General features: G+C 59.8%; 19 protein-coding genes. 6 read left to right on the top strand and 13 right to left on the bottom strand.

The window, feature by feature from the left end; genetic code table 11:
- Nucleotides 1–15: 15 nt before the first annotated feature.
- Both KW846_RS12950 and KW846_RS12945 read right to left on the bottom strand, forming a co-directional pair.
- Entirely contained in the window at nt 16–1,197 is a 1,182-nt protein-coding gene (locus KW846_RS12950; protein ID WP_218482611.1) for a CaiB/BaiF CoA-transferase family protein, read from the bottom strand.
- 144 nt (nt 1,198–1,341) lie between these two features.
- Nucleotides 1,342–2,676: a dicarboxylate/amino acid:cation symporter gene (locus KW846_RS12945; protein WP_007980098.1), complete on the bottom strand. Its 1,335-nt coding sequence runs from the start codon at nt 2,674–2,676 to the stop codon at nt 1,342–1,344.
- Between the two features lie 338 nt (nt 2,677–3,014).
- Between KW846_RS12945 and KW846_RS12940 the strand changes: the two genes are divergently transcribed.
- Nucleotides 3,015–4,013: an AraC family transcriptional regulator gene (locus KW846_RS12940; protein ID WP_218482609.1), complete on the top strand. Its 999-nt coding sequence runs from the start codon at nt 3,015–3,017 to the stop codon at nt 4,011–4,013.
- A gap of 147 nt (nt 4,014–4,160) precedes the next feature.
- Here KW846_RS12940 and KW846_RS12935 read toward each other — a convergent pair whose 3' ends face one another.
- The 3 genes from KW846_RS12935 to KW846_RS12925 all read right to left on the bottom strand — a co-directional run bounded on the left by KW846_RS12935 (nt 4,161) and on the right by KW846_RS12925 (nt 6,904).
- Nucleotides 4,161–5,507, bottom strand: coding sequence for an ATP-binding protein (locus KW846_RS12935; protein WP_218482607.1), 1,347 nt, complete (start codon nt 5,505–5,507; stop codon nt 4,161–4,163).
- Complete coding sequence (locus tag KW846_RS12930) at nt 5,504–6,181, bottom strand: response regulator transcription factor (RefSeq protein WP_007980106.1); 678 nt, start codon at nt 6,179–6,181, stop codon at nt 5,504–5,506. Before KW846_RS12930 ends, KW846_RS12935 begins: the two co-directional genes overlap by 4 nt.
- Before the next feature lie 120 nt (nt 6,182–6,301).
- The gene (locus KW846_RS12925; protein WP_218482605.1) at nt 6,302–6,904 is read right to left on the bottom strand and encodes a porin family protein; all 603 of its coding nucleotides are present in this window, start codon (nt 6,902–6,904) and stop codon (nt 6,302–6,304) included.
- Between the two features lie 146 nt (nt 6,905–7,050).
- Here KW846_RS12925 and KW846_RS12920 point away from each other — a divergent pair, with 146 nt between their 5' ends.
- Both KW846_RS12920 and KW846_RS12915 read left to right on the top strand, forming a co-directional pair.
- Nucleotides 7,051–7,842 (top strand): dienelactone hydrolase family protein, encoded by a 792-nt coding sequence (locus KW846_RS12920; protein WP_218482603.1) that lies wholly within the window; start codon nt 7,051–7,053, stop codon nt 7,840–7,842.
- A gap of 211 nt (nt 7,843–8,053) precedes the next feature.
- On the top strand, nt 8,054–8,773 hold the full coding sequence (locus KW846_RS12915; protein ID WP_218482601.1) for a 4'-phosphopantetheinyl transferase: 720 nt from the start codon (nt 8,054–8,056) through the stop codon (nt 8,771–8,773).
- A 124-nt stretch (nt 8,774–8,897) separates the two neighbouring features.
- Here the strand turns inward: KW846_RS12915 and KW846_RS12910 are convergent, their stop codons facing one another.
- Together KW846_RS12910 and KW846_RS12905 are read right to left on the bottom strand one after the other, a co-directional pair.
- Entirely contained in the window at nt 8,898–10,508 is a 1,611-nt protein-coding gene (locus KW846_RS12910) for an ATP-binding protein (RefSeq protein ID WP_218482600.1), read from the bottom strand.
- Nucleotides 10,505–11,227, bottom strand: a complete 723-nt coding sequence (locus KW846_RS12905; protein WP_218482598.1) for a response regulator — start codon at nt 11,225–11,227, stop codon at nt 10,505–10,507. The genes KW846_RS12910 and KW846_RS12905 overlap by 4 nt, the downstream gene beginning before the upstream one ends.
- 740 nt (nt 11,228–11,967) lie before the next feature.
- Here KW846_RS12905 and KW846_RS12900 point away from each other — a divergent pair.
- Entirely contained in the window at nt 11,968–14,859 is a 2,892-nt protein-coding gene (locus KW846_RS12900) for a ribonucleoside-diphosphate reductase subunit alpha (protein ID WP_015096468.1), read from the top strand.
- A gap of 248 nt (nt 14,860–15,107) precedes the next feature.
- Here the strand turns inward: KW846_RS12900 and flgE are convergent, their stop codons facing one another.
- The 6 genes from flgE to KW846_RS12870 form a co-directional block, all read right to left on the bottom strand.
- A complete protein-coding gene (gene flgE, locus KW846_RS12895; protein ID WP_218482596.1) occupies nt 15,108–16,439 on the bottom strand; it encodes a flagellar hook protein FlgE in 1,332 nt (443 codons plus the stop codon).
- Between the two features lie 31 nt (nt 16,440–16,470).
- Entirely contained in the window at nt 16,471–17,193 is a 723-nt protein-coding gene (gene flgD / locus KW846_RS12890) for a flagellar hook assembly protein FlgD (RefSeq protein WP_218482593.1), read from the bottom strand.
- Between the two features lie 15 nt (nt 17,194–17,208).
- The gene (gene flgC, locus KW846_RS12885) at nt 17,209–17,652 is read right to left on the bottom strand and encodes a flagellar basal body rod protein FlgC (RefSeq protein WP_007980123.1); all 444 of its coding nucleotides are present in this window, start codon (nt 17,650–17,652) and stop codon (nt 17,209–17,211) included.
- A gap of 3 nt (nt 17,653–17,655) precedes the next feature.
- A complete protein-coding gene (gene flgB / locus KW846_RS12880) occupies nt 17,656–18,063 on the bottom strand; it encodes a flagellar basal body rod protein FlgB (protein ID WP_008051530.1) in 408 nt (135 codons plus the stop codon).
- Nucleotides 18,064–18,441: 378 nt separating this feature from the next.
- Entirely contained in the window at nt 18,442–19,269 is an 828-nt protein-coding gene (cheR, locus tag KW846_RS12875; protein WP_102699808.1) for a protein-glutamate O-methyltransferase CheR, read from the bottom strand.
- 45 nt (nt 19,270–19,314) lie between these two features.
- A complete protein-coding gene (locus KW846_RS12870; RefSeq protein ID WP_015096472.1) occupies nt 19,315–20,247 on the bottom strand; it encodes a chemotaxis protein CheV in 933 nt (310 codons plus the stop codon).
- 83 nt (nt 20,248–20,330) lie between these two features.
- On the opposite strand from KW846_RS12870, the gene flgA reads away from it, so the two are divergent.
- Both flgA and flgM read left to right on the top strand, forming a co-directional pair.
- On the top strand, nt 20,331–21,089 hold the full coding sequence (gene flgA, locus KW846_RS12865) for a flagellar basal body P-ring formation chaperone FlgA (RefSeq protein WP_218482591.1): 759 nt from the start codon (nt 20,331–20,333) through the stop codon (nt 21,087–21,089).
- 169 nt (nt 21,090–21,258) lie between these two features.
- On the top strand, nt 21,259–21,585 hold the full coding sequence (gene flgM, locus KW846_RS12860) for a flagellar biosynthesis anti-sigma factor FlgM (protein WP_218482590.1): 327 nt from the start codon (nt 21,259–21,261) through the stop codon (nt 21,583–21,585).
- Nucleotides 21,586–21,621: the final 36 nt, after the last annotated feature.

Here is a 21,621-nt window from a genome sequence, read left to right as displayed (position 1 = left end):
GCGGCCTGACAGGCCCTAGAGAATCACTTTGGCTCGCCGCAATTCAGCAATCCGCTCAGCACCAAACCCCAACTCCCCCAACACCTGATCGGTATGCTGCCCCAGCGCCGCGCCGATATGCTTCGGCTCAGGCAAGCCCTCTGAAAACTTCAGCGGACAAGCCATCTGCGCCTGAGCCGAACCATCGCCCCGCGGCACATCGGTCACCAACTCCCGCGCCAGCAACTGCGGATGGCACAGCGCCTCTCCCAGGCTCAACACCGGTTCGACGCACGCATCCAGCTCAGCGAACAGCGCACGCAACTCGGCAAAATCATGCTTTTCGAATTCGACCCTCAGCGCGTCTTTCAGCTGTTTCTGATGCGCCGGTTGCGGTGACAGACCGAGGCCAGCCAGTTCCTCCAACCCCAACGCCGCGCACAACTGCTTCATGAACACCGGCTCCAGACTGCCCACCGACAGCCAGCGCCCATCCCGAGAGCGGTAGTAATCGTAAAAGCTGCCGCCATTGAGCACCTGGTTTTCCGACCCCGGCTCGACGCCACAGGCCAGATATCCCGCACCCGCCAGCGCATTCAGGCTGAACGCGCAGTCGGTCATGCTGACATCCAGATGCTGGCCCTGACCGGTTTGCTGCCGGGCGATGACCGCCGCCAGCAGGCCAATCACCCCGTGCAGCGAACCACCGGCGACATCCGCCACCTGCATGCCCAACGGCAGTGGCCCACTGTCGGCTCGGCCGGTGTAACTGGCCAGCCCGGACAAGGCCAGATAGTTGATGTCATGGCCGGCGCGGTCCTTGTAGGGGCCGGTCTGGCCGTAGCCGGTGATCGACACATAAATCAGTTTTGGGTTGATCGCCTTCAGGGCCTCATACCCCAGCCCCAGTCGCTCCATGACACCGGGGCGAAATTGTTCCAGCACGATGTCGTAGTCCTGCAACAGCTGCTTGATGACATCCAGCGCCTCAGGCTGCTTGAGGTCCAGGGCGAGGCTGCGTTTGTTGCGATTGAGGTAGGCATGACTGGCCGACACCCCTTGATCGTGGGGCGGCAACACCCGCAGCAGATCCAGGCGGGTGGGTGATTCGATGCGCAGCACTTCGGCGCCCATGTCCGCCAGCAGCAACGAGGCGAACGGCCCCGGCAGCAGCGTCGAGAAATCCAGAACCTTGAGTGATACCAATGGACCGAGCATGAACGTTCTCCGTTAACAATGCCTCCAGCCTAGGCAGCCAACGACATTGCAGCAATTACCTTATGTGCCACTTGCAGTGACCGTTACGCTCAAACGCCGGGCATGAAAAAACCCGCCGAAGCGGGTTTTTCATTACAACGAGGCTTACTTGGCGTTCGTCGGGGTTGCTCCTTCGACGTGGCCCAACACATCGTCTTTAGGCTCGTCGGCGATGCCGCGACCGCCCGAGGCCAGTTCCGCTTGCAGCACATCGGTGTCCAGTTCCTTGACCCACTTGGCCACAACGATGGTCGCCACGGCGTTACCGATCAGGTTGGTCAGGGCACGGGCTTCGGACATGAAGCGGTCGATACCGAGGATCAGCGCCAGGCCGGCAACCGGCAGGTGGCCAACAGCGGACAGGGTGGCTGCCAGTACGATGAAGCCCGAACCCGTCACACCGGCGGCGCCTTTGGAGGACAGCAACAACACCACCAGCAGGGTGATCTGGTGCGTAATGTCCATGTGCGTATCGGTGGCCTGGGCAATGAACACCGCGGCCATGGTCAGGTAGATGGCGGTACCGTCGAGGTTGAACGAGTAACCGGTCGGGATCACCAGACCCACGACGGATTTCTGCGCGCCCAAACGCTCCATCTTGATCAGCATGCGTGGCAGTACCGATTCCGAAGAAGAAGTACCGAGCACGATCAGCAGTTCCTCACGGATGTAGCGGATCATCTTCAGCACGCTGAAGCCGTGCATGCGAGCGATGGAGCCCAGCACGATCAGGATGAACAGCAGGCAAGTGATGTAGAAGCACGCCATCAACTGACCCAACTGCACCAGCGAGCCGACACCGTAGGCACCGATGGTAAACGCCATGGCACCGAAGGCACCGATCGGCGCGAGCTTCATGATCATATTGATGATGTTGAACATCACGTGGGCGAAGCGATCGATGAAGTCCAGCAGCGGCTTGCCGTAGGCACCCAGGCGATGCAGGGCGAAACCGAAGATCACCGAGAACATCAGTACTTGCAGGATGTCGCCGGTGGCGAAAGCGCCGACGATGGTGGCCGGGATCACGTTCAGCAAGAAGCCGACGACGCTTTGGTCAGCACCGGCTGCAACGTAAGTGGCAATCTTGGAGGCATCGAGGGTGGCGACGTCGATGTGCATGCCATTGCCCGGCTGCACGATGTTGACCACGACCAGACCGACCAGCAGGGCGATGGTCGATACGATCTCGAAGTACAGCAGCGCATAGCCCCCGGTCTTGCCGACCGACTTCATGTCCTGCATGCCGGCGATACCGCTGACAACGGTACAGAAGATGATCGGGGCGATGATCATTTTGATCAGCTTGATGAACCCGTCACCCAGTGGCTTCACGGCCACACCGAGCTGTGGGTAGAAGTGACCGAGGGCGATACCGATGACAATTGCAACGATCACCTGGAAATACAGGGATTTGTACAGTGGCTGACGAGTCGTCATTGCAAAGTTCCTCAAGGGTGCCCGGTGACAACATCCATCTGTTGCCCGCAACACCGCAATTGCGAACCCTCCTGCACTGGAGGGATTTGTTTTTTCGAGCTGCGCAACGGCAGGCATCTGCTCGTTGTATCGCAAGGCCCGTGCCACCTTCCGTAAAAACCCTGCAAGCCTTTTGATATCAGGGGGCGCAGCAAATTCCCTGTCACCAGACAGTTACATGCATGTGGCGGATTTCCGCCCTTCCACTAAAAGACGTCCTGCAATTTGGCGGATATCCGCCCTGTTCATGCCCGCAGTGCGCAGCTACCATCCGTCGTTCAACGGTCAGGCCTGCTGCCATGCGCGAACGCACCATTGCCAGTCATTTCGCCCGCGCCGTTCTCGGCGGGGCACGTCGACACGGCTACGACTATTCGAGACTGCTGCAACAACTGGGAATCAGCCCCGAACTGCTGGACGAACCGCGGGCGCGCATCGCTCCGGAGCAGTTCACCCAATTGATCAAGGCCTTATGGCTGGCACTGGACGACGAGTACCTGGGGTTCGGGCAAGCTCCGAGCAGACCGGGCAGCTTCGCGATGATGTGCCATGCCGTGATCCACTGCCGCAGCCTGGATAAGGCACTCAATCGCGGCTTATTGTTTTATAGCCTATTCCCCGGGACTCCGCGTTTGACCCTGACTCACGAGGACGAATGGGTCCGCCTGAGCCTGGACGACTCGCAGCTTTGGGACCCGGACCACTTTCTGACCGAGGCTCTGCTGGTGATCTGGCACCGTTTCGGCAGCTGGCTGATCGGCCAGCGCATTCGTCTGGAACAGGCCACGTTCAGCTACCAGCGTCCGGAACACGGCGCCGAGTACGACCTGCTGTTTTCCTGCCCGCTTGAGTTTTCACGCCCCCAGAGCAGCCTGTTGTTTCACAGCCGCTACCTGACCATGCCGTTGTTGCAGGACGAGCGCACCCTCAAGCATTTTCTTGAGCACTCCCCGGCCAACCTGCTTTCGCGTCCGGATGACGGCGACAGCCTGAGCAGCCGCTTACGCCGCTTGCTGAGTCGAGACAGTTCTCGCTGGCCCGACCTGGAAGCCGTAGCCGCGCACTTGCACATCAGCCCGCAAACCTTGCGCCGGCACTTGCGGGAAGAGGGTTCGAGTTTTCAGGAATTGAAGGACCAGTTGCGCCGGGACATCGCGATTTACCACTTGGGCCGTGCTGACCTGTCGTTGCAACAGATCGCCGAGCAACTGGGGTTTTCCGAACCGTCGGCGTTTCACCGGGCATTCAAGAAGTGGACCGGGCTGACACCGGGGGCTTATCGGGCGCAGGAGCACTGAGTTTCCAGAGCGATTTTTTGCTGGCTTCACTGGCATCTTCGCGAGCAGGCTCGCTCCCACAATTGATCAGTGTCGTTCACAAAAAAGTGCTCGCCGCTAATCCCTGTGGGAGCGAGCCTGCTCGCGATGGCGTCCGATAAAACACAGCTAAACCACCGGAAAATGAATCCGGAACGCCGCCCCGCCCATCGGTGAATCCCCCAGGGTCAGCTGGGCGCTGTAGCTCTCGATGATGTCCTTGACCACCGCCAGGCCGATGCCCTGCCCCGGATGCTGACGGTCCAGGCGCTCACCGCGCTCGAGAATCCGTGCGCGCTGATCCGCCGGTACACCGGGCCCGTCGTCCTCGACACACAACTCGGTGCCGCTGAGGGTTTCACGCACGCTGATACGTATTTCGCCGAGACACAGGCGATAGGCGTTTTCCAGTAGATTACCCATCATTTCCAACAAAGCGCCCTGCTCGATCGGTACATAGCACGGGTCGGGTAGGTCGAACGCGACATGCACGCGCTTGTCGCGATAGACCTTGTCCAGCGTGTCGCACAGACTTTTCAGCACCGGGTGCAAGTGCACCTGATGACGTACCAGACCGCTCTTGCGCAGGCTGGCGCGCTGCAATTGGTAGCTGATCTGCTGGCTCATACGCTCGATCTGGGTTTGCAGCACCCAGGCCTGATCGCGATCCTCGGGACGCTGGGCCATGTCTTCACTGACGCCCTGCAACACCGCCAGCGGCGTTTTCAGGCTATGGGCCAGGTCATCGAGGGAATCACGGTAGCGACTGCGCTGCTCACGTTCACTGTGCAGCAAACGGTTGAGGGAGCCGGTGAGGCGCAGCAATTCCCGGGGATGTTCCTCGCTGAGGCTTTCACGCGTACCACCTTCAATCTGGTCCAGCTCCTGGCTCAAGCGCCGCAATGCCTGCAAGCCCCAGGTCAGGCCGATCCACAGCAACGCCAGCAGTACCAGCAGTGCCGCCCCAAAACCCAGATAGAGATTTTCCCGCAGGCCTTCGAGAGTCAGTTCGTACTCACGAACCGGTTGCAGGGCCACAATGCTGAAGGCTGCACTTTTGCCGCCGAGCAACTTGACCTCGACGTCGTAGACGAAAAATTCCTGGCCATTGGCTTCGCGGATCCGCGCAAACTCGTTACCACGTCCGTCATAACGTGGCTTGTAATTGATGCGTTCTTCCCGGGTCGCCTTTGAGCGCCAGACCAAATGCCCTTCGCGGTCATAGATATAGCCGAGCAGTCGGCTGTCGGTGAGATTGAAGCGCTCGTCGGGCAATTGCGCCGGCATCTGCAGGCTGTTGTTCTCGACCCGCGCGGCGGAGATCAACGTGGTCACGTCCGATGCCAGACGCTGCTCGATGGAGTCCTGCAACGCCAGGCTGAAGGCGCCCTGCATCGCCGGCAGCAACGCCAGCATGAACAACACCGCCAACAGCGTGGCGGCGAGCATCAAGCGAATGCGCAGCGAACGGATCAAGTGCAACGCTCATTGAACAGGTAGCCCAGGCCGCGCACGGTGTCGATCGGCTTGAAGCCGCCAGGCCCCTCCAATTTGCGGCGCAGACGGCCGACCAGCACCTCGATCACATTCGGATCACGCTCGTCGTCATCCGGGTAGAGCTGTTCCATCAAACGGTCCTTGGGCACCACTTGCTGATGGTGGCGCATCAGGTATTCGAGAATGCGGTACTCATACGCGGTCAGTGCCAGCGGCTGTTCGTCGAGGGACGCCTGCTTGCGATTGAGATCCAGCAAAAGCGGGCCAGCGACGATGGTGGACTGGGTGAAACCGCTGGAGCGGCGCAGCAAGGCATTCAGGCGAGCTTCCAGTTCTTCGAACTGAAACGGCTTGACCACGTAATCGTCGGCGCCGGCGGCCAGGCCTTCGACCTTGTCCTGCCAGTTGCCGCGCGCGGTGAGGATCAGGATCGGGAAGGTCTTACCACCTGAACGCAACTGGCGAATCAGGTCGAGCCCGCTCATACCCGGCAGACCGAGGTCGATCACCGCCAGGTCAAAGTTGAATTGCGCGGTCTGGTACAGCGCTTCTTCGGCGTTGGCCACGGACTCGACCACGTGGCCGCTCTCCGTCAGGCGGGTTTTCAGGTGATGACGCAGCAACGCTTCATCTTCGACGACCAGCAGTTTCATAACACTCTCCCGGGCAAATCAACATCTCCAGAGGCGCAACCTCGCACCTCAATAGCTAACGTGGCTATGCCGGATCAGTCACTCGGACCGATCCGGCGCAGGCCGCTCACGAAACGCTTGTCAGAAAGCGTAGTTGGCGGACAGGTAGGTCTGGGCGCTGCTGGTCAGGTCCAGCGAACCCTGCTTGCTGCCACCGCGCTCGCTCATCTCGGTGCTGGCATTAGTACGTAGGTAACGGTAACCCAGTTCAATCGAGGTGTTCTGCGAAACCTGTTGCAGCACACCCGCCTGGCCACCGATGGCATAGCCGATATTGCTGTCGCGACTGAAGCCTGGCGACTCCTGGGTCATTTTGGTCAGGCCCGCCGTGGCGCCGCCGAACAATTTGGTGCTGCCACCCACCGGGTAGAACAGATCGTAGCTGCCCAGAAGGTTTTCCTGACGCAGTTTAATACCGTTGTGCGAGCCCGACACGTTGTCGTAAGTGGCGTAGTAACGGCCCTGGCTATTCTGCTGGCCCAGACGAACACCCCAGGTGGTGTCCTTGCCGATCACACCATCGGCGTTCGGGTGATTGAGGTTGTCGTTCAGGGCGTGGGATTTTTTGATCTTGTCGCTGGTCTGTCCAAGAGTAAGGCTGGCGAAGTTGTCGTCGGACGCGAAGGCTGCGGTGCTTGCGCCCAGAACCGTGAATGCCAGAAGCAATTTTTTGAATGCAGTCATTGGGGAGTTTCCTCATGTGCCGTTTGTTTTTTGGGTACGGGGCAAGGTTACGCACCGCGCCCTGAACTCCCCCTGAACGCACTCTGAACCTGGGCTGAACCGCCCTTTCCCGAATGTTTCGACACGTTTCAACAGGAGTTCCGACCATGCGCATGTTCTTCGCTGTCCTCCTGCTGGCCTTGAGCGGGCTCAGCCAGGCTGCCATCCAGACCCGGGAAATCCCCTACCAAAGCGCCGATGGCACAAAAATGATTGGCTACTTCGCCTACGATGACGCCCTCAAGGGTCCGCGCCCCGGGGTCGTGGTGGTGCATGAATTCTGGGGCCTGAACGACTACGCCAAGCGCCGCGCCCGGGATCTCGCCGGCCTGGGCTACAGCGCCCTGGCCATCGACATGTACGGTGACGGCAAAAATACCGAGCACCCCAAGGACGCCATGGCCTTCATGCAGGCCGTGGCAAAAGACAGTACCGTGTCGAGCGCGAGGTTTCAGGCCGGGCTCGACCTGTTGAAAAAACAACCGCAGACCGATCCGCATAAAATCGCCGCCATCGGCTACTGCTTCGGCGGTGGCGTGGTGCTCAATGCCGCCAGACAGGGCGTGCCATTGGCAGGCGTGGTGAGTTTCCATGGTGCCTTGGCGACCAATACGCCGGCAACGCCAGGCAGCGTCAAGGCGAAAATTCTGGTGGAACACGGGGCGCTGGACAGCATCGTCACCCCGGAAAACATCACGGCTTTCAAGATAGAGATGGACAAGGCCGGCGCCGACTACACATTCGTCAGCCTCGACGGCGCAAAGCATGGGTTCACCAACCCGGATGCCGATCGACTGGGCCATGGCGAGCATGGCGGACCGGACATTGGTTACAACAAGGCCGCCGATGATAAGTCCTGGGCGGACATGCAGGCTTTCTTCAAAAAGATCTTTGGTTGAGACTGCCCTCTGTGGCGAGGGGGCTTGCCCCCGTTGGGTGGCGAAGCCACCCCAAAACCTGCAATCGCATTGGGCCAGATAGGGCGCGGTTGCAGGATTTACGACTGCTTCGCAGCCGAACGGGGGCAAGCCCCCTCGCCACAGCAAGCTCCCTCGCCACAAAAGCTATCGGCCACTACCCAGTCTTGCTGCTTAACTGCAAAATGCCGACATGAATCCAGCCCTGCCCATCTGCTGCACCCCTCTCGATGACCACTGGCCGCTGCCGTTCGTGCTGCCCGATACGGTCCTGTTGAGCACTCACTTCGATAGCGCCCGACTGGCCAGCGATGACTTTCAGCGCAGCGCAGTGGAGGTGCCGGCGAGCATTCAGCGCTCTGTCGCCAAACGGCAGGCGGAGTTTCTCGCCGGGCGGGTGTGTGCCCGGGCCGCGTTGCAGCGCCTGGAAGGTTTGAGCGTCATCCCGGCCATTGGTGAAGACCGGGCACCGGTCTGGCCGGCTCATATCACAGGCTCGATCACCCATAGCACGGGCCGGGCCGCGGCGATTGTCGCGAACAAAAGCCATTGGCGCGGCCTGGGCATGGACCTGGAAAACCTGCTCAATGTCGAACGCGCCGAACGCCTGGCCGGGGAAATCCTCAACCCGCCGGAGCTACAGCGCATGGCGGCCGGTCCTCGCGATAAACAGGCGTTGCTGGTGACCCTGACGTTCTCGGTCAAGGAAAGCCTGTTCAAGGCACTCTATCCGATCGTTCAGCAACGGTTTTATTTCGAACACGCCGAAGTGCTGGAGTGGCGTGAGTCGGGTGAGGTGCGGCTGCGACTGCTCACGGATTTGTCCCGCGAATGGCGCAACGGCACCGAACTGGATGCACAGTTCGGGGTCAAGGATGGGCAGTTGTTGAGTCTGGTCAGTATCAAGGCCTGACGATTTTCGGTGCTTGGTATGGCCCCTTCGCGAGCAAGCCCGCTCCCACAGTTGACTTGTGTACGACACAAAACCTGTGGGAGCGGGCTTGCTCGCGAAAGCGGTTGAACATTCACCGAAAATCTCAACGCTTCTCCTGATTACGCGGCCAGCTCAGGCTGAAACACGCCCCACCCAGGCTCTTGCTCTTGCCGATCAACGCACGCCCGTCGTGCCAATGGATGATGCGCCGCACGATCGACAACCCCAGCCCATGCCCGCCCGACGCACGGGTGCGACTGTCGTCCAGACGCAGGAACGGCGTAAAGATCTTCTCCCACGCCGACTCCGGCACCCCCGGACCGTCATCCTCGATATCCACCCGGCAGCGCTGTTGCCCCACCTGATAGCTGATGGTCACCCGTGATTGCGCATGGCGCATGGCATTGCTCACCAGGTTCTGGATCGCCCGGTGCAGATAACGCGGTTCGGCCTCGACCCAGGCATCGTCGTTATCGGCGGCCGACAGGCACAAACCCCGCTGTACCGTGACGTCGGCACGCAATGGCGCCAGTTCCTCAATCACCTGGTTGACCAAGGCATCCAGATCGATCCGCTGGAAATTCAGTGCCGGAGAACCCTGTTCGAGCCGCGCGTAGGTCAGCATCTCGTCCACCAGCCGGTCGAGATCCTCGATGTCGTTGTCCATGCCCTGGCAGTATTTTTCCAGGGCTTGCGGCGTGGTGGCCGATCCGATCATCTCCAGGCCAAAGCGCAGGCGCGCCACCGGTGTGCGCAATTCGTGGGACACCGCGCGCACCAGTTCGCGCTGGATCGCCAACAACTGCTGCAAGTGCTCGGCCATGCCGTTGAACGCCGAAGCCAGCCGTCCCACCGAGTCCGCGCCGCGCGCCGGCACACGGGTTTCCAGGCTGCCCTGGGCAATGCGCGTGGCGGCGGCCTCCAGACCACGCAAACGCCGCTCGAGCTGGCGCACCAACAGATAAACGATCAAACCGATCAGCGTCAGGCCCAGCGCGGCGATCATCACCAGCCATTGCGGGGGATAAGGATTCATCTGATACAACGGGCCGATTTCCAGGACCCACGGCGTGCCGACCATGCCGGCAAACACCCGGATCGAATCGCCTTCCTTGCCCAGCGCCATCACGGTGTCGCCCTCGGACACCCGGCGGCTCTGGTCTTCGTCCATGTCCGCCTCGTCAACCGTGACCAGCCGCAGGTCGAAGCCAAAGCCCTTGTCTTGCTTCAATTGCGCCAGACGCATGGGCTGATCGGCTACGGGGGTGCGTACCAGCTCATCGGTCAACAGGTAGATGGTCGCCCGGGCCAGTTGCTCGCTGATCTGCTGCACTTCCCCGGTCAGCATCAACTGCTCCTTGTCGCTGACCAGCTTGTAGACCTTCGCCGCGTGCGGGCCGGTCTGTTCCACCAATGCCTGGCCGCGCAACACACGAGTGCGCTGGGTAAGGTCCAGGTCAGTCTCGGCAAAAGTTTTCAGCGCCAGCGGAATGCCCAGCAACCGCTCCCACACCAGCAAGGCCCGATGGCGCTCGGTCCGGTTCATCGGTTGCAGGTTGTCGGCCATCAGCGAAAACGTGCCGTGGGCCAGGCGCTCGCGGTATTGCTCGCTGCGCACCTGATTGAGCAGGTGCAAGGCCAGCACACCGAGCACCGCCACCAGAATCAGCGCGGCACACATGCCGCCATAGATACGCAGGAAGATCGAGTTCACAAGATTTGGTCTACGCAAGCCTCGGGAACGAACAGATAGCCTTTGCTGCGCACGGTCTTGATCAGCCGTGGATGCTCCGGGTCATCGCCGATCTTGGGGCGGATGCGCGAGATGCGCACATCGATGGAACGGTCCTGACCGTCATAACCGATGCCCCGCAGTGCTGTGAAGATCTCTTCCCGGGAGAGGATACGCCCGGCATTGGCCACTAACAGCCAGAGCAAGTCGAATTCGGCGCTGGTCAGCTCGATGCCGTTGCCCTGCAACCAGGCTTCGCGCAAGGCGTTGTCGACGATCAGCGGACCGAACTGCAGACGCCGCTGTTTTTCCGGGGCGATTTCGGGTGTTTCGCTACGGCGCAGCAGAGCCTGAATGCGCGCCAGCAGCAGGCGCGGGCGTACCGGTTTGCAGACGTAGTCGTCAGCCCCCAGGTCCAGGCCGAGGATCTGGTCGGTATCATCGGTGCGGGCGGTGAGCATCAGGATCGGGCCGTCATAACGGGCGCGGACCTTGCGGCAGATGCTCAGGCCATCTTCGCCGGGGAGCATCAGGTCGAGGATCACCAGGTCCGGTTGTTCCTTGATAATGCGGTTCGCAGCGAGGGCACCATCCCCTTCGATCGACACACGCAGGCCATTGGCTTCCAGGTAATCGCGGGTCAGTTCGGCCAGTCGCTGGTCGTCCTCCACAATCAATACCTGCCAGGCTTCTTGCTCCACGGGTGACCTCTACTTGCCAAAAACACTAATAAGGAAGGATCCGCCCGTTTTTTTGTAATGATTCGGGGGGACAAATATGTATACACGCTGGGCCGAATGTATAAACGCCGCTCGTCGAGAACACAAGCGGGTAAATGCGTTCGGACAACGCGGTTTTTTGTGATAGGGTTCGCGCCCTTAAAAATCCGAGCGAGCGTTTTCGAACGCAAAAATTCGCTGAAAAAAGGTCCGATCCAGCAGCGTCGCGGCCTACACGCCGATTCCCTCTTTCACACACAATTTACGCACAGGTTTATCCACAGGTAGTACGTTGCAATCCCCCCCTAAAACGCATTATCTTGTAGCCCGGCGCTAAAAAAACCCTAGATATAGGGGTTTGCGCAAAAAACCAAACACAAACCAGACACCAATTTCAAGCGCTTTTATTGCCTCTGTCCGGTTGAACCAAACGTATTTTCGAAAGACCAAACCGCGCATGCGGATGGCTACTGTGTTTCGGCCCCGAGTGGTGAAAACGGTACGGGTGTTGCAGTCCCAACTGTCACCTGCAAAGGACCAAGGTTTCAGGCCCAAGGCGTGAAACCAAAGACTTCGGCATGGAAGCGGCGCCCCATAAAGCCCCCTTCCTACTGTCCCGAAGTTGTTATGCCCGGCGCTCGCCGGTTGTAGTGCTTCAGGACGGAACGGTGGGCACCGTGATGGTGCCCAAACAAACATAGAGAATGTGGAGACACTCCCCCATGCAAACCGACACAACTCGCGAGAACCCGCAGGGCACCTTGCCGCAGGCCGCTGATTCGAATTCGGATCTGTCCGCCACCGCGCCTGGCCAACTGCGCGTGATCAAGCGTAACGGCACTGTCGTTCCCTACACCGATGACAAAATCACCGTCGCCATCACCAAAGCGTTTCTCGCAGTTGAAGGCGGCACCGCTGCCGCCTCGTCGCGAATCCACGACACCGTTGCCCGTCTGACCGAACAGGTCACCGCGACCTTCAAGCGTCGCATGCCATCGGGCGGCACCATCCACATCGAAGAAATCCAGGACCAGGTCGAACTGGCCCTGATGCGTGCCGGCGAGCAGAAAGTCGCTCGCGACTACGTGATCTACCGTGATGCCCGTTCCAAGGAACGTGCCGTTCGTACCACAGAAGAACCGGTACAAGCGCACCCTTCGATCCGCATCACCCGTGCCGACGGCAGCCTGGCGCCGCTGGACATGGGCCGCCTGAACACCATCGTCACCGAAGCGTGCGAAGGCCTGGAAGAAGTCGACGGCGACCTGATCCAGCGCGAAACCCTGAAGAACCTGTACGACGGCGTGGCCCTGACCGACGTCAACACCGCCCTGGTGATGACGGCCCGTACCCTGGTCGAGCGTGAGCCGAACTACTCGTTCGTGACCGCGCGCCTGCTGATGGACACCCTGCGTGCCGAAGGCCTGGGCTTCCTCGGCGTCGCCGAAAGCGCCACCCACCACGAGATGGTCGACCTGTACGCCAAGGCGCTGCCGGCCTACATCGCCAAGGGTATCGAATACGAGCTGCTGAACCCTGAGCTGGCCTCCTTCGACCTGGAAAAACTGGGCAAGGCGATCAACCACGAGCGCGACCAGCAATTCACCTACCTGGGCCTGCAAACCCTGTACGACCGTTACTTCATCCACAAGGATGGCGTGCGTTTCGAACTGCCGCAGATCTTCTTCATGCGCGTGGCCATGGGCCTGGCGATCGAAGAGAAAGACCGCGAAGCCCGTGCCATCGAGTTCTACAACCTGTTGTCGTCCTTCGACTACATGGCTTCGACCCCGACCCTGTTCAACGCCGGTACCCTGCGCCCACAGCTGTCGAGCTGCTATCTGACCACCGTGCCGGATGACCTGTCGGGCATCTACCACGCGATCCACGACAACGCCATGCTGTCGAAATTCGCTGGCGGCCTGGGCAACGACTGGACGCCGGTTCGTGCGCTGGGTTCGTACATCAAGGGCACCAACGGCAAATCCCAGGGCGTGGTTCCGTTCCTCAAAGTCGTCAACGACACCGCCGTTGCCGTTAACCAGGGTGGCAAGCGCAAAGGCGCTGTCTGTGCCTACCTGGAAACCTGGCACATGGACATCGAAGAGTTCATCGAACTCCGTAAGAACACCGGTGACGACCGTCGTCGTACCCACGACATGAACACCGCCAACTGGATCCCTGACCTGTTCATGAAGCGTGTCTTCGATGACGGCAAGTGGACCCTGTTCTCGCCATCCGAAGTGCCGGACCTGCACGACCTGACCGGCAAGGCCTTCGAAGAGCGCTACGAGTACTACGAAGCCCTGACCGAGTACCCGGGCAAGGTCAAGCTGTTCAAGACCATCCAGGCCAAAGACCTGTGGCGCAAAATGCTGTCCATGCTGTTCGAAACCGGCCACCCGTGGCTGACCTTCAAGGACCCGTGCAACCTGCGCAGCCCGCAACAGCACGTCGGCGTGGTCCACAGCTCGAACCTGTGCACCGAGATCACCTTGAACACCAACAAGGACGAGATCGCCGTTTGCAACCTGGGCTCGATCAACCTGCCGAACCACATCGTCGACGGCAAGCTGGACACCGCCAAGCTGCAACGCACAGTGAACACCGCCGTGCGCATGCTCGATAACGTGATCGACATCAACTACTACTCGGTGCCGCAAGCGAAGAACTCCAACTTCAAGCACCGTCCGGTCGGCCTGGGCATCATGGGCTTCCAGGACGCCTTGTACTTGCAGCACATCCCTTACGGCTCCGACGCTGCCGTCGATTTCGCCGACAAGTCGATGGAAGCGGTCAGCTACTACGCGATCCAGGCGTCCTGCGACCTGGCCGACGAGCGCGGCTCGTACGAGACGTTCCAGGGTTCGCTGTGGTCCAAAGGCATCCTGCCGCTGGATTCGCAACAGATCCTGATCGAGGCCCGTGGCCAGAAGTACATCGATGTCGACCTGAACGAAACCCTGGACTGGGCACCGGTTCGCGCCCGTGTACAGAAAGGCATTCGTAACTCCAACATCATGGCCATCGCACCGACCGCGACCATCGCCAACATCACCGGCGTATCGCAGTCGATCGAACCGACCTACCAGAACCTGTATGTGAAATCGAACCTGTCGGGCGAATTCACCGTGATCAACCCGTACCTGGTTCGCGACCTCAAGGCTCGCGGTCTGTGGGACTCGGTCATGATCAACGACCTGAAGTACTACGACGGTTCGGTGCAGCAGATCGAGCGCATCCCGCAGGAACTCAAAGAGCTCTACGCGACCGCCTTCGAAGTGGACACCAAGTGGATCGTCGACGCCGCCAGCCGTCGTCAGAAGTGGATCGACCAGGCTCAGTCGCTGAACCTGTACATCGCCGGCGCCTCGGGCAAGAAGCTGGACGTTACCTACCGCATGGCCTGGTACCGTGGCCTGAAAACCACTTACTACCTCCGTGCCCTGGCCGCGACCAGCACCGAGAAGTCGACCATCAACACCGGCAAGCTGAACGCTGTTTCCAGCGGCGGCAACCACGGTGAAGATTCGGTCCTGGCAGCGCCTGCCGGCCCTGCTCCAGTGCCGAAGGCTTGCGCCATCGACGAGCCGGATTGCGAAGCTTGCCAATAAGCTGAGCTGGTAAGCACTGAAAGGTGCTGACTAAAAACCCCCGATGAGCCTCTGGTTTATCGGGGGTTTTTCTTTTGCCCATCTGTAGGAGCGAGCTTGCTCGCGATGGTCGTTAACGATAACGGGGTCATGCTGAATACACGCGTCGCTCTCAAGACCATCGCGAGCAAGCTCGCTCCTACAGGTCTTTCTTTCGAGCACTAAAAAGCCCCTCTCTCGAGGGGCTTTTTATGCAGCACGATCCAGTATCAAGTCATCTGAATGATGGTCTGCATGATGGTGCTCTGGGTCGAGATGGTCTTGGCGTTCGCCTGGTAGTTGCTCTGCGCCTTGATCAGGTCGACCAGTTCGTTGGTCAGGTTGACGTTGGACTCTTCCAGCGAGTTGGAAACGATCGAACCCAGGGTGCCGGTCTCCGGTGCATCGTAGCCCGGGATGCCCGACGCGTAGGTTTCTTTCCAGCTGGTGCCGCCTACCGGCTGCAGGCCTTGCTCGTTGGTGAAGCTGGCAAGGGAAATTTGGCCGATGGGCTTGGTCTGGTTGTTGCTGAAGTTAGCCAGCAGCACACCGCTGCCGTCGATGGTCAGGTTGGTGATCTGACCAGTGGCATAACCGTTCTGCGATGGAATCGAACGCGCGGTGTCGGCGTTGAACTGTGTGGTGTTGGCCATCGCGATGGTCAAACCAGCCGGATCGGCTGCGGCGCCGTTGGCCGTCCAGACGCCACCGGTCACGGAGCCCGGAGTCCAGTTGGTAATCTTCAGGTCACTGCTGATCACCGAAGTCGGTGGCGTGGTTGGCGGTGTCACGGGTGTGCTGACCGAAGTCAGTTTGCCAGTGGCATCGAACGACATGGTCGACGCAATCGGAGCGGTAACCTTGGGATCACTGCCATCGGGGTTGCGACCATCGATCAGGGTGTAGGTATCCCAGGTGTTCGCGCCTGTCTTGACCATGTATTGATCCATGGTGTGCTGGTTACCCTGAGTATCGAAAATCGGGGTACTGAACGACTTGGTAAAGGTCTCGGTCTTGGACGGGTCGAACTTGTTGGCCGCAATCGACTGGTCGATCACTGGCGAGGTGGAGTTCAGGTTGATCGTCGACGACACGGTGCTGGTCGATTTCGGCGCCAGGTTGGAAGTGTCGATCCGCAGGTCGGTCAGCACGCCGTTGACGATCTTGCCGTTGGAATCCACTCCGTAACCTTGCAGGCGGGCGGTACCGTCGCTATTGGTGACATAGCCGTCCTTGTCGGTCTTGAACGTACCGGCACGGGTGTAGGTCAGCGAACCGTTGTTGCTCAGGACGAAGAAGCCGTTACCCTGGATACCCATGTCGAGCACGTTGCCGGTGTTGCTCACGTCACCCTGGCCGAACTGCTGGGAAACGTTGGCCAGGCGCACGCCGTTGCCGACGGTCTTGCTGCCGGTACCCAGGCGGGTCGCCGAGTACACGTCTTCGAATTCTGCACGGGACGATTTGAAACCGGTGGTCGCGACGTTGGCGATGTTGTTGCCGGTCACGTCCAGTTGCTTGTTGGCTGCATAGAGACCGCTAAGGCCGATATTGAAAGACATCATCCACTCCTTTGTGCCGTGTTAGTCGGCTCTACATACCAATGGTTTGTACTTTGGACAGAGCAACACTGCCCAGCCCGGCCAGATTGAGCATCAACTCACCGCCGGTCTGGCTGATGGTTACGCTGTTTACGGTCGCTGGCAGGTTGGTGATCAACGCGACGGCCTTGCCATCGATCGTGGTCGTGGCGCCGAAGGTGTAGGTGCCCGCAGGTACCGTCTCACCCGCATCGTTCTTGCCGTCCCAGATAAAGCTGGCATTGCCGGCCTTCTGCGAACCGAGGTCGATGGTGCGCACAGTCTTGCCAGCTGAGTCGGTGATCTTCAGGGTGGCGGAAGCCACCGCAGACGGAACCACCACCGTGCCGCTGAGGCTCTTGGTGGTATCGACCACAGCCTTGTCGCCCGGGGCGATGACCGAACGGCCGACCAGCGACGACGCCTGCAAGGCCTGGGACGAGTTGTAGTTGCTGGCCAGACCGCTCACGGTGTCATTGAGCGTGGTGATGCCTTCCAGGCTGCTAAACTGCGCCAACTGGGCCACGAACGCACCGTTGTCCTGAGGCTCCAGCGGGTTCTGGTTTTTCAGCTGGGTCACCAGCAACTGCAGGAACGCGTCCTTGCCCAAGGCCTTGTTGCCGGTGGCACTGCCGGTTGCCGAGGCGAGGCCGTCCGTCGTGGTGTTGGTCTTGACCGAGGAATTGGCCAGGATGTCGTTGAGGCTCAAACCGCTGGTGGAATCGGTAACACTCATCTGAGTCGCCCCTTATCACTGACCGAGGGTCAGGACCTTCTGCATCATGGTTTTGGCGGTGTTCATCATTTCGGCGTTGGTCTGGAACGAACGGCTCGCGGAAATCATGTCAGCCATTTCTTCAACCACGTTGACGTTCGGGTAGTAGACATAGCCCTTGGCATCAGCGGCCGGATGGTTCGGCTCGTAGCGCGCTTCGAGATTGCTCTGGTCTTCGACCACACCCAGCACCTGCACGCCTTGGCCGGCGGCGTCCTGGCTCTGGAACAGCGAGTCGCTGCCGCCGCTCTGGCCGCCCTGGAACATGGTGGCGAATACCGGGTGACGCGCGCGGTAGGTCTGGTCGATGCTCGACGAGACGGTCTCGGCGTTGGCGATGTTCGAAGCGACGGTGTTCAGGCGCGTGGTCTGCGCGCTCATGCCGCTACCGGCAATGTTGAAAACACTGGATAGAGACATGGCTTACTCTCCGCGCAGGGCTGACACCAGCCCTTTGAATTTGCTGTTGAGCAGGGTGAAGCTGGCCTGGAAGCCGATCGCGTTTTCCGCGTAGTTCGACTGTTCCAGCTGAGCGTCCACGGTGTTCTGGTCGATCGACGGTTGCATCGGCGTGCGATACAGCAACGACTCGTCGCCATTGCCCAGGCCTTCGGCTTCGATATGACGGCTGTTGGTCATGTTCAAGGCGAATGTGCCGCTTTTGGTTTTCTCGTTCTGCTCGGCGAGCACTTTCGAGAAGTCCAGGTCCCGAGCCTTGTAGTTCGGGGTATCGGCGTTGGCGATGTTATTGGCCAGGACTTCGGCACGCTGGGCGCGGAAGCCCAGGGCCTGTTCGTGGATACCGAGCGCTTTATCGAAGCTGATGCTCATGTCGGGAAACCTTCGGGTGACCTGATTTTTCGTAGGATCAACTTAGCAAGCCCCATGCCAATTCAAAAAACCCTGAAAACCGGGGGCTTTGTCGGACATGGCAACGCGGCAATGCCAGAAAAGCGGCAACGGTTTTCCGCCGCCTGCCGCTTTTCTGCCGCTTTCCCGAGTTCCGCACTACCCTCTCCTGAATCGGGCACCGTCCCTTACTGAATCGAACGCCGCCCACTGTAGGAGCTGCCGCAGGCTGCGATCTTTTGATCTTAAAAAACAAGATAAAAAGATCGCAGCCTGCGGCAGCTCCTACGTGATGCAAAAGCGGGCGTATAAAAAAAGGAGTCCCTGAGGACTCCCGTTTTTATGCGCGCCGCTTTTGCATCATTTCGCCTGGTAAATGATCCCCGGGCTGCACTGGACCATCTGGTAATGATCCGGCAATCCGTTCAACGCTTCGGAAGCACCGAGGAACAGGTATCCACCCGGCTTCAACGTGCTGTGGATGCGCAACAGGATGTCCTTCTTCACCTCGGCGGAGAAGTAGATCAGCACGTTACGGCAGAACACGATGTCGAACTTGCCGAGGCCCGCGTAACTGTCCAGCAGGTTGAACGAACGGAACTCCACCCGGCTCTTGATCGGCGCCTTGATCGCCCAGCGCCCCGGCCCTTTCGGGTCGAAATAACGCTGCAGGCGCTCGGGCGACAGACCGCGGCCAATGGCCAGGCTGTCGTACTCGCCGGTCTTGCAGTTGTTCAACATGGTGCCGGACAGGTCGGTGGCAACGATCTGCACGCCCATCCTCAACTGGCCCATATTGACCCGCTCGAACTCGTCGATGGACATCGACAGCGAGTACGGTTCCTGGCCCGACGAGCACGCCGCCGACCAGATGCGCAGGCGCTGGCCGGGACTGGCCTTGATCGCTTCGGGCAGTACCTTGTTCTTCAAGACTTCAAACGGGTAGGTGTCACGAAACCACAGAGTTTCGTTGGTGGTCATGGCATCCACCACCTGCTCGCGCAAACCGCTGCGCGGCTGGGTCTGCATGCGCTGAACCAACTCTCCCAAAGACTTGATGCCTTGCTGTTCCATCAGTTTGTTGAGACGGCTGGAGACCAGGTACTGCTTGTTTTCACCGAGCAAAATGCCACAGGCTTTTTCCAGGAATACCCGGAACTGTTCGAAATCCAAATTACCCGTAGACAATGATGCCGCCTCTTAAATCGTGTTGACTGCCAGGGGCGCGGGCCCCTAGCTGATATCTGCTGCTTTGATCCGGTCGACTACCCGGGATGCCAGGTCATCAGGACGGAATTTGGCCAGGAAGTCATCGGCACCGACCTTCTTGACCATCGCCTGATTGAAAACCCCCGACAACGAAGTATGCAGGATGATATGAAGCTTTTGCATGCGCGGGTCGTTGCGGATTTCCGCCGTCAGGGTGTACCCGTCCATCTCCGGCATCTCGATGTCGGAGATCATCATCAGGAACTCTTCTTCCGGCTTCTTGCCCTCGTCGACCAGTTTGCGCAGGTAGTCCAGCGCTTGCCGACCGTCGTTCAACGCCACCACTTCGACGCCGACCGTTTGCAGGCAACGCGTGACCTGCTTGCGCGCCACCGACGAGTCGTCGACCGTCAGCACGCGCAACGAAAGTGCCTTGTGCTGGGTTTCGACATCCACCACACCCACGGAAATCGCTTCCGGCGTCGGTGCCACTTCCGCCAGCACTTTCTCGACGTCGATGATTTCGACCAACTGATTGTCAACCCGCGTCACCGCCGTCAGGTAGTGATCGCGTCCGGTGCCCTTGGGTGGCGGATGGATCTCCTCCCAGTTCATGTTGACGATGCGCTCCACCGAGCGAACCAGGAAACCCTGGGTCTTGGTGTTGTACTCCGTGATGATCACGAACGGATTGTTCTTGTCCTTCAACGCACCGGAGCCGGTCGCCATTGCCAGATCAAGGATCGGAATGGTCGCCCCCCGGATGTTCGCCACACCGCACACAACAGGACTGGACTTGGGCATCAGCGTCAGCTGGGGGCATTGCAGCACCTCCCGAACCTTGAAAACGTTGATCCCGTACAGCTGCTGGCCGTCGAGACGGAACAACAACAGCTCAAGGCGATTCTGCCCCACCAGTTGCGTGCGCTGGTTTACCGAATCCATTACACCAGCCATGCCCAGACTCCTACACCAACGCCAAGTGTTGTTGCGACGCGCCTTCATCACTAAACGGCACGGCGCTTGCTTTTTTAATCGTTATGAACACAGAACCGACATTTTTCCGCCGCCTGACCACCCCTTACCGCAAATTGCTCGGCGTGCTGGCGGCTGTTTGCCTGTTCAACACTGGCAGCCCTGCCCTTGCTGACGCGGTTACCTTGCCTGACATGCTTATCGGCGTCACTCAGGGCTTTCTTGAATTCACCGTAGAAGACTATCTGGCGACCAGTCAAACCGAAGGTCGCTACGAGATCCAGGTCAACCCGCTCGATCCGCGCATGCACATGCCCATGTGCGACAAGGAATTGACAGCAACGCTTGAGAGTCCAAAGCCGCTGGGACGGGTCACGGTCAAGGTCCGCTGCGAGGGCGCATCCCCCTGGACGGTCTTCGTACCCGCTCAAGTTCGCCTGTTTCGCGATGTCGTGACCACCGCCCGGCCACTGCGCCGCGCAGCCATTGTCGAGCCTGGGGATGTGGTGCTGCGCGAGCGCGATATCAGTCTGATCAGCCAGGGCTACCTGACGTCCCTCGACCAGGCGATCGGGCAGCGATTGACCCGACCAATGGTCACGGACCAGGTGATTACCCTGGTGCATATCGAACAGGCCGAGGTAATCCGCAAGGGTGATCAGGTGGTGATTACCGCCCGCAGCGGTACGCTCAGCGTGCGCATGCCTGGCGAAGCCCTGTCGAACGGCAGCCTGAGCGAACAGATCCGGGTGAAAAACCTCAACTCCCAACGGGTCATCAAGGCGCAGGTCATGGCGCCGGGGCAGGTGGAAGTGTCCATGTAAGGCGCTCTGTTCATCCGAATGTGGCGCTTGCCGCGGCGGTTCCCTAGACTGTGCTCCATGCAGGGCAAGCGCTGACGCGCGCGAGGTTCATTGATAAATGAGCCTAAAGTTTTCCAGGGAATGGCCGAAACCATGGCAAGCGTCCAAATTCCCAGAGGTTTTTTTTATCATGGTCATCGATTTCAGCCGTTTGAACAGCTCCTCGTCCCTTACGGGCAGTACACGTACCAGCGCCAGCAAGGAAAGCGCCGAAGCCGGTAAAACCGCGCCGCTGGAATCCGCGGCCGAACAGGCCGGTACCGTCAAAAGCGGGGAATCGGTACATCTCAGCAATGAGGCTCAACAGTTGCAGAAGGTCACTGACAAGCTGCGCGATCAGCCTGCCGTCGACAAAGCCCGGGTGGCCGAGTTGAAAGCAGCGATTGCCGATGGCAGCTATAAAGTCGACAGCAACCGTGTAGCCAGCAAACTGCTCAACTTCGAAGCCCAGCGCTAGGCCACCGCCGGCGCCAGGCTTTTGGACGCTTAAAAC

The sequence above is a fragment of the Pseudomonas sp. PDM32 genome, assembly GCF_019219225.1.
Classification (GTDB): Bacteria; Pseudomonadota; Gammaproteobacteria; order Pseudomonadales; family Pseudomonadaceae; genus Aquipseudomonas; species Aquipseudomonas laurylsulfatiphila.
Note: the sequence above shows the minus strand (reverse complement) of the source record. Positions and strands in the feature narration are given on the sequence as shown.

Bases quoted from the DNA above. Each gene is read 5' to 3' on its own strand.
- KW846_RS12950 (WP_218482611.1), bottom strand. From the start codon at position 1,197: ATGCTCGGTCCATTGGTATCACTCAAGGTTCTGGATTTCTCGACGCTG.
- KW846_RS12945 (WP_007980098.1), bottom strand. From the start codon at position 2,676: ATGACGACTCGTCAGCCACTGTACAAATCCCTGTATTTCCAGGTGATC.
- KW846_RS12940 (WP_218482609.1), top strand. From the start codon at position 3,015: ATGCGCGAACGCACCATTGCCAGTCATTTCGCCCGCGCCGTTCTCGGC.
- KW846_RS12930 (WP_007980106.1), bottom strand. From the start codon at position 6,181: ATGAAACTGCTGGTCGTCGAAGATGAAGCGTTGCTGCGTCATCACCTG.
- KW846_RS12925 (WP_218482605.1), bottom strand. From the start codon at position 6,904: ATGACTGCATTCAAAAAATTGCTTCTGGCATTCACGGTTCTGGGCGCA.
- KW846_RS12920 (WP_218482603.1), top strand. From the start codon at position 7,051: ATGCGCATGTTCTTCGCTGTCCTCCTGCTGGCCTTGAGCGGGCTCAGC.
- KW846_RS12915 (WP_218482601.1), top strand. From the start codon at position 8,054: ATGAATCCAGCCCTGCCCATCTGCTGCACCCCTCTCGATGACCACTGG.
- KW846_RS12900 (WP_015096468.1), top strand. From the start codon at position 11,968: ATGCAAACCGACACAACTCGCGAGAACCCGCAGGGCACCTTGCCGCAG.
- flgE (WP_218482596.1), bottom strand. From the start codon at position 16,439: ATGTCTTTCAATATCGGCCTTAGCGGTCTCTATGCAGCCAACAAGCAA.
- flgD (WP_218482593.1), bottom strand. From the start codon at position 17,193: ATGAGTGTTACCGATTCCACCAGCGGTTTGAGCCTCAACGACATCCTG.
- flgC (WP_007980123.1), bottom strand. From the start codon at position 17,652: ATGTCTCTATCCAGTGTTTTCAACATTGCCGGTAGCGGCATGAGCGCG.
- flgB (WP_008051530.1), bottom strand. From the start codon at position 18,063: ATGAGCATCAGCTTCGATAAAGCGCTCGGTATCCACGAACAGGCCCTG.
- KW846_RS12870 (WP_015096472.1), bottom strand. From the start codon at position 20,247: ATGGCTGGTGTAATGGATTCGGTAAACCAGCGCACGCAACTGGTGGGG.
- flgA (WP_218482591.1), top strand. From the start codon at position 20,331: ATGAACACAGAACCGACATTTTTCCGCCGCCTGACCACCCCTTACCGC.
- flgM (WP_218482590.1), top strand. From the start codon at position 21,259: ATGGTCATCGATTTCAGCCGTTTGAACAGCTCCTCGTCCCTTACGGGC.